Here is an 11,769-nt window from a genome sequence, read left to right on the forward strand (position 1 = left end):
TATTGCTCAAATTTTCCCTCAAAAATAATATAATTTTTTGGTGGTTGACTAACCTTAAAGTTAGCTAACTTTTTTTAACAGTCATTTCTTGGGTAAAATATCAGAAAAGGCTGTTTCGTGCACTAATTTACCAATATAAGCATGGAAATTTTTAGCCCCAACCTGTTCTATTGCCAAGTATTCAACACGGCTTTCATCATAATAATCCCATCGAGCATATTTATGTGTTACTTTATTTTCTGTAAAGGAATAAAAAGAACCTGCATAGTTGGTATCTCGATAGAACTTCTTCCCATTAACGGTAAGAATAGATTTAGGCTGTTGTTTTAATAGTATTTCCGTATCTAAACTTTCATCAATACTATAAATATTCACCTTTTCCGTGACTCTAATTTTCAGATTCACTTGATCGAAATATTTAAAAACAACGAGTTCATTGATACCTGATAATAGTACAATTTTCTCTTCTTCCGCATTGTTATTGGCATTCAACTGATAGTGCTCTACAACTTGATATGTCTTTAGATCATAGTCTAATAAATAACCTAATTGTATATCATTTATACCAATTGATGTGGGATCATAATTGAAAGACCTTTTTTGGAAAGCTTTTGTAGGATTATTTGTATGTATTTGATGCCCAGAGATAAGATTGAATACCTTCTCTGGAGTATTTTTAATTTTTTTGGCTTGATTGAAAAGATAAATCGCTGATCCTGCGAATAACGCGAAAGAGACATCTGAATCATACATGAACGCAAGTACATTTGCAGCTACAATCCCTTTTCTTACTACATCAAATTTGTAAAACTCTTCCTCTATTTTTTTGAAGAATGTTACTTTTTTTTGAGCAGGTAATGCTAGTTCGTATTTTTTTTTCTCAGTGGTTAATTTCTCTTTTGATAATTTAGGCCAAAAATTATTTTCTAAATATTTTCCTATATTCTCTTTCATAAAAAAAGTCTGAATTCAGATTAATAGTTTATATTTACACAATAATAATGAGTTTAATTCTATTTTTTAAGTTTATTTTTCTCGAATACTCTTATGGTACGATTTTTTTAGATTTATATTCATTAACTTTGTAAAATCATATTACCTTAACCGTTTTTTAGATATGGCAGTTGAAAAATTACGCTATTCTGCAGAAGATTTAAAGGAGTTTGAAATCCTTTTAAATAAGAAGCTAGAGAGGACTAATAAGGAACTTGAACATTTAAAACATTCTATTACCAAAGATACTAGTGGTCAAGATTCTAATCACACAGGTGGGAAAACTCTAGAAGATGGAGCAGATGCCTTTGAAAAAGAGCAGTTAAACCAATTAGCTGCCAGAACAGTAAAATACAGAACCCAATTAGAAAAGGCGTTAGTAAGAATCAAAAATGGTACTTACGGTGTATGTGTGGATACTGGAAACTTAATTTCTAAAGATCGTTTACGTGCAGTTCCGCACACACAACATTCGATTGAAGCTAAATTGAAAAGAAGTTAATTTACAAGGTATTAATTAATTTTAATGACACTTGGTTGATGACAGATACCAAGTGTCATATTTTTTTATGGAAAGAATAGATATAGCAATTGAATCCCTAATTTTTGTCTCTAACGAACCCGTATCAGTTGACGAAATTTTTAATACACTTCAAGAAACTTTAGAGGTAGAGGAAATCACTAAAGAAATGATTCTTGAAAATATCGAGAAACTAATCAAAAAATATAAGCGTAAAGATTATTCTTTTGAAGTCATCAAAAGTGGAGAAGGGTACAGTTTCTTGACAAAGAAAGAAACCAGTAATGTGGTCAATACTTTCTTAAAAAATAGATCTAAAAAACGTTTGTCAAGATCTGCCTTAGAGACTTTATCAATCATTGCTTATAAACAGCCAATTACCAAAGGGGAAATTGAAAAAATCCGTGGGGTAGGTAGTGATTACGCAATGAAAAAACTACTTAATAGAGGATTGGTGAAGATGAAAGGAAAGTCTGAAGCAATTGGAAGGCCCATGCTTTATGGAACCACTGATCAATTTTTAGAATACTTTGGAATCACAACTTTAAGAGATTTACCATCACCGAAAGAATTTTCTGAAGAAGATTTAGGAGATGGGCCAGACGATGTTCAACCTACTACAGAAGAATCCTCCAAATCATAAATATTATCACCCAAAAACTTTTACTCTTATTACCCAAGTTTCTTAATGTATTCAGAAGGTGTTTGACCTATTTTTTGTTTAAATATTCTATTAAATGTAGTCTTAGAGTTAAAACCTGCCTGTTCACCTATGTGAGGTAAATTGTACTGAATATGCTTTCCTTCATCAATAAGCTTCAATACTTCTTTCAATCTAAAATCATTCATCAACTCATAAAATGAAGTATTCAATTCATTATTCAAGAGTTGGGATATCTTTTTGTAAGAAAAATCAGTGATATCTGCCAACTCTTGCATTTTCAAATCATTCTTCAAATACGGTTTTTTCTCTTCAATCAAATCTAACAAAAGTTGACTTTCTTCATTTAATCTTTGAGTTTCCTCAACGTCTTGAACTTTCACACTCTCTTCTTTAGCAACAACGGTTTTTATTGATGCTTCTTCCTCCATAACTGTATTAAGTTGTAAGAATAATTCTGGCCATTTAAAGGCACAAAAACCAATTGTCAACATTAAACAAGTTAAACCAAAATAGAAGAAGTGGAAAAAATTGATGGTTACCTGTACTTTTAGGATTTGAAGTACTACGCCAGCGGTACCTAAAGCCCAAAGAAAGATATTACTAAATATGAAAAACTTCATGAATCGGATAGACCATCTAAAGTCTTCTGATATTTTTGAGGTGTCATGATATTGATAGAGAATCTTTGCTGATTTCAATGAATAAATGACGCCCTGTACGATGATAATAGAATCGAAAAATAAACTATAAGGCAAAAACCATTCTGGTAACCCGTTGGTGAGGTGTTCAACCTTCTCATGGGATGGTAATATCAGAAAGGGTGAAAATGCCAGGAAGTAAAACAATACAGGAAGGAAATGTAGTAAAAGTTTATAATTCCATTTTGATGCGGGTGTAAAATAAAACCTGATATAAAAATACATCAGCGGAAAGAAGAGTAATACTATAGGATCAATGAGTGAATAGAGATGAGGATATTCAAGAAAAAACTCATCTGATTTAAAAACATAGACAAACACTGTTGTAGCCCAAACCAAAATCAAACTTCCCAAAGTAGTGTTAGAAGGATTTTTTGGTGGAACAAAAAAAATGTACATCGAAAGTAAGAAAGATAATATTACTCCAATTAGTAGTGATAAATGAAAAATACTGTCTAAGATCATGAATGCTATTATTTTGTAAGTTATACGGCCTAGTGAATCATAATCAAAGTTTGAATAAAATGTTACACAAAATGATTACACACTAGCTATGAGATGGTTTTAGTCCTTATTGAATGGGGAGACTTTCTATTCTTAAATAGCAAAAACCTCCAAATACAAATGTAAATATCGTCTGACTAAAAAACATCATTTAGAATGTTAGAATAAGCTAATAATTACCTAAATCTCACTTGAAGCCCATTTATCACTTCTAACATCTATACTAATGAAAAAAAGATGAAGTAATATTAAGTAACAAACTAACAGCTACTTAGGGTGTACCACTCGTGGAATTGAAACTGTACCACTCATGGAAGTTGTACCAATAACAACGGTGACACAACTTGGACTACTGTAAATTAGGGTGAAACATATTTTTAACGAAAATTTACAAAAAATTACTAAAGAGAGATACAACTCCTTTCTATTTATTTAAACTTTTTAAATTATGTTTCGCAACAAACTCGTACTATCATTACTAGCAATTTCTAGCTGTATGGTAAGTTGTCAAGACGACAGCATTCAAAGTCAAATTGATGACTTAAGCGGTAAAGTAGAAGATCTAAACTCCAACTTAGATAGTTTAGACAACGAACTTGCTTCATTAAAAGAGCAACATCAGAATACATTACTTGAAAAAATTCAAGATATGGATGACATGATGGCCAGTCTCATTGCTGAAAATTCTAAACTTTCAGATCAATATAATGACATCTCAGATAGTTTGAAGTCTATCCATGATGAAGTTGCTGAAAGTGGCAGCTCTATTTATTATGGTGATTTATTAACTCCTGAAAACTTTGCTCAATACACTGCGCAAGGAGCTTCAATTGTAACAGGTAATATCTTAGTTACAACAGAGGAACAATTGAATGCTTTGGCGAACCTAAGAGTAACAGGCGGAAACATTCACTTATCTAACCTAATGGATATTACACTTCCTGCATTAGAAACAGTAGGTGGTGATTTAGTAGTTTCTTCAGCAAAAGGAACAGTTGTTTTTGAAAGTTTATTTACTGTTGCTGGTGGATGGTTTAACAATGACAATGCAGAGCAAACTTCATTAGTCGCTGACAAGCTTGCTTTTGTTTCAGGAAATGTTGAAATCAACCACAACCTTCTTTTAGAAACAGTTTCTTTTGATGCATTAGCTTATATGAAGTCATTATCGATTAATAGTTTCTGGGCAGAAGATCCTACTTATAATCATTATGGTTCTTTAGCTTCAGTGAATATTTCAGATGTAGATACTGAAGGCGATCTAACAGTTGCATATGGCGGTACTGGTACTCTAAATATTGGTAATGTTGGAGGAAATTTAAAGCTTGAAAAAACTAAATTCACTGATATCAATATTTCAGGTACACATCTTGGTGGCTTTGAATTGAAATATAATCATTCGCTTGTAAACCTTGTTGTTGATAATGTAACATCAATTCATGGAGATATTGATTTTCTTCAAAACACTCCAGATTCAGGCCTTGGTACATTCTCTACTACAAGTACTAATGGTTTTGAAGTTTTCCCAAGTTTTGAGAATCTTACTGAAATTAAAGGTAACATCTCTATCTCAGGTAACAGTGCATTGACTTCTATTGAATCATTTAATGCTGTAACAACAATTACTGGAGCTGAAATTTCATTTAATAACAATGGTACTCTAACTGTATTAGACATTTTTAATAATGTAACAGATGCAAGTGTTCCAGTTTCTCAATTCAGATCTGAAAACACTAAGGTTTATATTTACGAAAAAACAAGCTGGTTCAATGGCTTCTCAAACCTTTTACTAGGTGGTGACATCACAATCAATATTCAAAACCCAGCAGCTGATGATGGTGGTTTTGGTATATTCTCTACAGACGTTGTAAGATTTGAAGGTTTCTCAGCAATGACAGTAGCTACTCGTCTTCGTTTAAACATTGGTGTAGTAACAGACTTCAACGCATTCAATGCATTGGAAAGATTACAACCTGGTTTTGAAGACTATACTTATCTTTCATTACAATTACCTGAAGATACTAATGTTTCATTGTGTCCTTTATCAACTCTTCTTACAAAAATCAAAAACGATGAATTAGGTAATCCAAATTACAGAGTTTACATCCAAGCAATGAATGAATGGGGATGGCATCAAGATGTTGAAGATCAAAATGCTACAATTGAAGAATTGTTGACTTCTTGTGACTAAAAATACACTACTTGATAAAAAGCAATAACTGCTTTTGTAACTGGGCATCACAACAAATTATCTGTGGTGCCCCCAATCACTTTTCTTTTTAAATCCAGCTTATAAAATCCATCAAAATTTATCTAACCTGAGCGTTTCAACTCGGTTTTATACTACCAATTCAAATCTTATTTAATGAAGAATTTATTATTATTCTTTCTTCTACAATCATTTACTACAGCTGCTTTGTTTGCACAAGACAGAATTGTAAGAGGTAAAATTGTAGACGAAAAAGGTGAAGAACTGCCTATCGTAAATATTAAAGTTCTAGGGTCTAATATTGTTACTGTCTCTGATATGGGGGGTAACTATCAAATTACCGTTCCTTCTGACACTTCCACTTTAGTTTATACCTTCATTGGTATGGCTACTCAATACGAAAGAGTAAATAACAGATCTATTGTTAATGTAACAATGGAACAAGACCTTCAACACTTGGAAGAGGTAATGGTTGTTGCTTATGGAACAACTACAAAAGAAGCTTTTACGGGTTCGGCTGAAACGATCGATGACGAAGTTTTAAAAGATAGAGCAGTCACCTCATTTGATAAAGCATTACAAGGTACTACACCTGGTTTAATGGTATCAAGTAGTTCAGGACAACCTGGTTCTGCTGCAACAATTCGAATTAGAGGAATTGGCTCAATCAGTGCGGGTAGTGCTCCATTATACGTATTGGATGGTGTACCGATGACTGGTTCTATTACTGACCTTAACCCCAATGACATTGCCAGTATTACTGTATTAAAAGATGCGGCCGCGGCTTCATTATATGGTTCACGTGCTGCTAATGGTGTAATCCTTATTACCACAAATCAAGGTAAATCAGGTGAAACTAAAATTTCATTGAACTCTCAGTTTGGTGTTTCTAGCAGAATTTCTGATGGCTATGCATTAATGAATTCAAGCCAAATTTATGAACATAGTTGGAGAGGTTTATACAATAGAGCGTTGAATGATAACCTTTCTGCTGAAGAAGCTATAGAGCATGCCCATGAAAATGTTGAAGGTGTTGTAGGTTTCAATCCTTTTAGTTCAGAAAGACCGTTAGGTGATGACGGAAAAGTGATCGATGGAACACATTTACATACTAACACTAATTGGAGAGATGAACTTTATAAGAATGGTTTAGTCAATAATCATAACTTAAATATTAGTGGTGGAAATGATTTAACTAAAGTCTTTTTCTCACTTGGTTATTATGATGACACTGGAATTATATTAAGTTCTGATTATACAAGATATACGAGTAAGGTAAACGTTTCTCACAAAATTAATGACTTCTTGACTGCAGGTGTCAACTCAATGTTATCTTACTCAAAAACAAACGCTCCTCCTAATGGAAGTCAAGGTTCTAACCCTGTAAGATCAGTTGAAGTAATTAATGCTGCTTCTCCCGTGTATAATGATGACGGTACTTACAACTGGGATAACAAAGCTGTTCTTGACTTTAACCCAGTTGGCTTAGCTGAAAAAGATAAATACTTATACGAAACAAAAAGAGGTGTTTTAAATTCTTATTTGAACGTTGACTTTACTAAAAGCTTATCATTTAAAACAACCTTAGGCATTGATAATTCAATCAATAAAGGTCTAAATTATTACAATAGAGAACATGGTAATGGAGAAGGTGTAGACGGTAGAAGTGTAATGTCACAATCTGATAACTTAACATGGAACGTTTCTAACTTATTCAACTACAACCTTTATAGAGAAAACTTCTCTGTTACATTATTAGCAGGTCAGGAAGCTGCAGGACAAAGTATTGCATCATTATCAAGTGGCGTTACAGGGTTTGCAGTAGATGGATATTATGATCTACTTTGGGGTTCTCAACCTTCAAAACCATCAAGTTCTACAACGGAGTGGACATTAGTTTCATACCTAGGCCAAGCAAAATTCGATATTAAAGACCGTTACTATTTTAGTGGTAGTATCCGTACAGATGGTAGTTCAAGGTTTGGACAAAATCACAAATATGGTGTTTTCTATTCAATTGGTGGTGGTTGGAGAATCAACAATGAGAATTTCATGAGAGACATATCGTGGATCAATCATTTAAAGATCAGGTCTTCTTACGGTACATCTGGTAATAATAACATCGGCAACTATTCATTCTTAGGTTTATACGGTGGTGGAGCTGATTACAGTGGCTTCCCAGGTTTGACTCCAACGCAATTGGATAACCAAGATATTCGATGGGAAAAAATTAGCAACTTCAACGTAGGTTTTGAATCTAGATTAGTTAGAAACTTAACACTATCTGCCGAATACTATATTCGTCATTCAGATGGATTATTATACTCAAAACCTTTATCTGCATCCAAAGGTATCGGATCGGTTCTTACCAACTTAGGAGCAATGGACAACAAAGGTTTCGAAGTAGCGATGTCTTATGATATTAAAACAAACTCAGACTTCTACAGCACTATTGGTTTCAATATCTCAACCAATAAAAACACTGTTTTAAAATTAACAACAGAACAAGTTGTATCTGGTACTAAACTAATAGAAGAAGGAGCAAGTTTATACCAATTCTATCTTACAGAGTGGGCGGGTGTTGACCCTTCAAATGGTAAACCGCTATGGTATGTGAATTACACAGGCCAAGATGGTACTGAATTACCTGCTTCAGCATTCCAAGACCCTAATGGTTCTGATCGATTAGTGACAAGCGAATACGGTGATGCTGAAAGAGTACGTTTGGGTACCGCTTTACCCACTGTATTTGGAGGTGTGAATTACAGTGTTGGATATAAGAATCTAGAATTGAGTCTATTGTTCTCCTATAGCTATGGAAATAAGGTGTATAATCACGACTATGCTACAAACATGCACGATGGTCAAGCACCTGGAAATAACCTAGCGGCTGATGCCCTTAACGCATGGACTCCTGACAATATTTATACAAACGTACCTCGTTATGTGGTCAATAATACTGATCGTGGAAATGAAATGTCATCACGTTTCTTAGAAGATGGTTCTTATGTCAGATTAAAGAATGTGACTTTGGCTTACCGACTACCATCAAGACTTTGCAATAAAATGGGGATCAGTGGATTGAGGGCCTATGTATCTGGAGAAAACTTATGGACATTAACGAACTATAAAGGTTTTGATCCAGAGATGAGTATCAATGGAGTTACGGGAAGTAACATCCCAGGTGTGAAAGTAGTTTCAACAGGTTTCAATTTAGATTTTTAAGGAGAAAAACAATATGAACACAATCATTAAAAAGAGTATAATCGCCCTATTCTCATTAAGTCTTTTATTTTCATGTACAAATGACTTTCTAGAACTTGAGCCTAGTTTTGCCTTAAAGGAAAAGGATGTATTTAGCAAATATTCAAGTGCTCACTCTGCATTAGTAGGTGCATATGACCAATTAAGTTCTCCTAATTTTGATGGTCTTTACAATCCGATCATGTCAGACATTATGGGTGAAGATGTAATGATCAATTCTGAAGACAACTGGAACTGGTTTACAGATGTATATCAGATGAACTTACTACCTACATTTTCCTACATCAACAGTCCTTGGTGGATCGGTTACAAAATCATTTTTGATGCCAATCAAATCATTGAGAATATAGATAATATTCCGGATGCTACTCAAGAGCAAAAAGACAATCTTGAAGGACAAGCAAGAGCACTAAGAGCTTATGTAAACCTTAAATTGGTACAGATGTATGCTCCCGCTTACAAACGTAACAACATGGCTCCGTCCATCATGATTGTAGACCAAGTTCTTCCAATTGAAGCCGAAGATCCAGGAAGAAGTCCTATTCAAGATGTATATGATTTAATTGAGTCTGATTTATTAAAAGCAGTGGAGTTATTACCTGAATTAGAGCCCAATGATATAGATGAAGGTTTTATTTCTAAAAAAGGAGCTCATGCTTTATTGGCAAGAACTTACCTTGATCAAGAAAAATGGGAAGGCGCTAAGGAACATGCTCAAAACGCTTATAAGGATTTAGACCTTATGACTGCCAATGAAATGTACGGAGGTTTTATGAGTAGAAATTCGGAAACTATTTTCACAATCGCCTACACTGAAGAAGACAACAATGTATACCTAAGTTTACCTTCTTTCTACTGGCCAGTAGGTGGATATAGCTCGATGAGAGCAAATGATAAATTCATTGAAAAATTCTCTACTGAGGACTTACGATTTTTCTTCTTTTTGAAAGAGGAAGAAATTGATGAAAATAGAAATCTCATTTTAAAATTTGGTCATAATAGAATTGTAGGTAATGCAGAACGAATTGTAATTAGAGCTTCAGAAATGTACCTAATAGAAGCAGAGTGTGAAGCGGAGTTAGGAAATTATTCTAAGGCACAAGATGCATTACATGTGATTCAATCAAGAGCTTACCCTGGAGTGCCAAAGAGTAAGAACGTTGGACAAGAATTGATCGACGAAGTCCTATTGGAAAGAAGAAAAGAGTTGTTCGGTGAAGGCTTTAGATGGCATGACATCAAAAGACGTCAATTACCATTTGTTCGTGAAGGAGACCACTGGGTAAAATTCAACTTCACTGCAGATGATTATGATTACTACCGAATGACTTTCCCTATTCCTCAATCAGAAATTGATGTAAACACAAACATTTCTGAGGCGGATCAAAATGTAGGGTACTAAATAACTAAACCAATTGATGATCTACACTATCATCACAATTGCTTAAATGGGAATTCGTAATGAACAATAGACTAATTCAAAAAAGTATCAGTCTGCTTTTATTGCTAGTCTTCGGATTTAGTTGTAAAAATGATACTGATATCGTAAAAATAACCCCTGATGCAGGCCCAAGCTTTCTGGATATTGAAAGTGAAGGGTACATGGTGGAATTGTCAGCAAGACCCGTTGACAAGGGACAAACAGGAACTTGGAAAGTTTATATTGGGGATAATGGAAGCTTTGAAGATATTCATAATCCAACTTCAAAGTTTTATGGTGAGCCAGGCGTAACTTATCAGTTAATCTGGGAAGTCACTGAAGGAGACCAATATAAAACGGACTTGATCACAGTTTCTTATAAGGAACTTAAGCCTTCCATTCTGACAGAAATACCTCAGGATACACTTTTTCATAATATATCGACATACTTAACTGCAGCGGCACCTAAATATGGTGCTGCTGGTAGTTGGACTATTTTAGAAGGTGAAGGCGGAAGCATTGAAATGGTCAATGATAGCACAGCTGCTTTTATTGGTGTAAAAAATAGTGCTTATAAAGTACAATGGACTTTATCATTTGGAAATAAAATCGTTTCAGAAGAACTAGATTTTGTAACCGATGAGCTCAAAGCTTTTGCAGGTGATGATCAATTAGATATCATTACAGACTTGAATAGTGATGAGAAAAAGTATTATACATTACAGGCCTTTTTACCCGCTGGAGCAACAGGCAGCTGGACTTTATTGAACGGTACAAACGGTGAAATTTACCATAATAATCTTCCTCACTCTTTATTTAAGGGGGACCCAGATACTGAATATGAATTAGCCTGGAAAGTGGAAATTGGCAATACTGTCTCAGCTGATACCGTAAAACTTCGTTTCAGAGGAAAATGGGGTGTTTGGGTTGACGAACGTGACAATCAAGAGTACCGTTTTGTTGAAATCAATGGCTTAGAATGGATGGCAGACAACTACAATTATGCTGAAGATCCAGGTAATATGTCATGGTATTATGGATATGGTTACAGAGCACTAATTCAAGACGGACATCCACTTGATGATGAGGAGGAAAGAAAACGCTATGGACGTCTTTACTATTTAGGAGCTGCAATGAGCAGACCTCCTGAAGGCTGGAGGTTACCTACTGCTATCGAATTAGATGATGTGATCCGTCTATATGGCGGTGAATTATATGCAAAAGAAGCCTTAAAAGTAGGAGGTGAGTCCGGATTGGAAATCAACTATCCTGGTTATTTGTCTTTCAGTGATCCATCTGATCCTGCATTCAGACACATTTTTAAAGGTCAGGAAAAAGAAACTTTGATTATGACTTCAGATATCAATCCAAATACGGGAATGGGATATGTTTTCGTAATGAATACATCCATTCCAAATGTAGGATTTGCTGTCATGAATACCAATTTCAACGGTATGACTGTTCGCTATGTACGTGAAAAACAATAAGGGCTAAAAT

General features: G+C 34.4%; 8 protein-coding genes. 6 read left to right on the plus strand and 2 right to left on the minus strand.

The genetic code is table 11. From position 1 onward, the window contains the following. Positions 1-81: 81 nt before the first annotated feature. The gene (locus tag PL77_RS09090; RefSeq protein ID WP_044203967.1) at positions 82-954 is read right to left on the minus strand and encodes a DUF4178 domain-containing protein; all 873 of its coding nucleotides are present in this window, start codon (positions 952-954) and stop codon (positions 82-84) included. Positions 955-1,117: 163 nt separating this feature from the next. Between PL77_RS09090 and PL77_RS09095 the strand changes: the two genes are divergently transcribed. Together PL77_RS09095 and scpB are read left to right on the plus strand one after the other, a co-directional pair. Next, positions 1,118-1,495: a TraR/DksA C4-type zinc finger protein gene (locus PL77_RS09095; RefSeq protein WP_044203968.1), complete on the plus strand. Its 378-nt coding sequence runs from the start codon at positions 1,118-1,120 to the stop codon at positions 1,493-1,495. 67 nt (positions 1,496-1,562) lie between these two features. After that, a complete protein-coding gene (scpB, locus tag PL77_RS09100; protein ID WP_044203969.1) occupies positions 1,563-2,156 on the plus strand; it encodes an SMC-Scp complex subunit ScpB in 594 nt (197 codons plus the stop codon). 29 nt (positions 2,157-2,185) lie between these two features. On the opposite strand, the gene PL77_RS09105 is transcribed toward scpB, so the two are convergent. Next, the gene (locus tag PL77_RS09105; RefSeq protein WP_082026460.1) at positions 2,186-3,340 is read right to left on the minus strand and encodes a helix-turn-helix transcriptional regulator; all 1,155 of its coding nucleotides are present in this window, start codon (positions 3,338-3,340) and stop codon (positions 2,186-2,188) included. Between the two features lie 487 nt (positions 3,341-3,827). Here PL77_RS09105 and PL77_RS09110 point away from each other — a divergent pair, with 487 nt between their 5' ends. The 4 genes from PL77_RS09110 to PL77_RS09125 all read left to right on the plus strand — a co-directional run bounded on the left by PL77_RS09110 (position 3,828) and on the right by PL77_RS09125 (position 11,759). Next, positions 3,828-5,570 carry a hypothetical protein gene (locus PL77_RS09110; protein WP_156152301.1) on the plus strand — a complete coding sequence of 581 codons (1,743 nt, stop codon included), beginning with the start codon at positions 3,828-3,830 and terminating at the stop codon, positions 5,568-5,570. Positions 5,571-5,744: 174 nt separating this feature from the next. Beyond that, positions 5,745-8,813, plus strand: a complete 3,069-nt coding sequence (locus PL77_RS09115) for a TonB-dependent receptor (RefSeq protein WP_052444279.1) — start codon at positions 5,745-5,747, stop codon at positions 8,811-8,813. A gap of 13 nt (positions 8,814-8,826) precedes the next feature. Beyond that, entirely contained in the window at positions 8,827-10,254 is a 1,428-nt protein-coding gene (locus PL77_RS09120; RefSeq protein ID WP_044203975.1) for a RagB/SusD family nutrient uptake outer membrane protein, read from the plus strand. A 59-nt stretch (positions 10,255-10,313) separates the two neighbouring features. Then, entirely contained in the window at positions 10,314-11,759 is a 1,446-nt protein-coding gene (locus PL77_RS09125) for an FISUMP domain-containing protein (protein ID WP_044203976.1), read from the plus strand. Positions 11,760-11,769: the final 10 nt, after the last annotated feature.

Origin of the sequence: Flammeovirga sp. OC4 (assembly GCF_000812565.1) — a bacterium.
In the GTDB taxonomy this organism is placed as follows: Bacteria; Bacteroidota; Bacteroidia; order Cytophagales; family Flammeovirgaceae; genus Flammeovirga.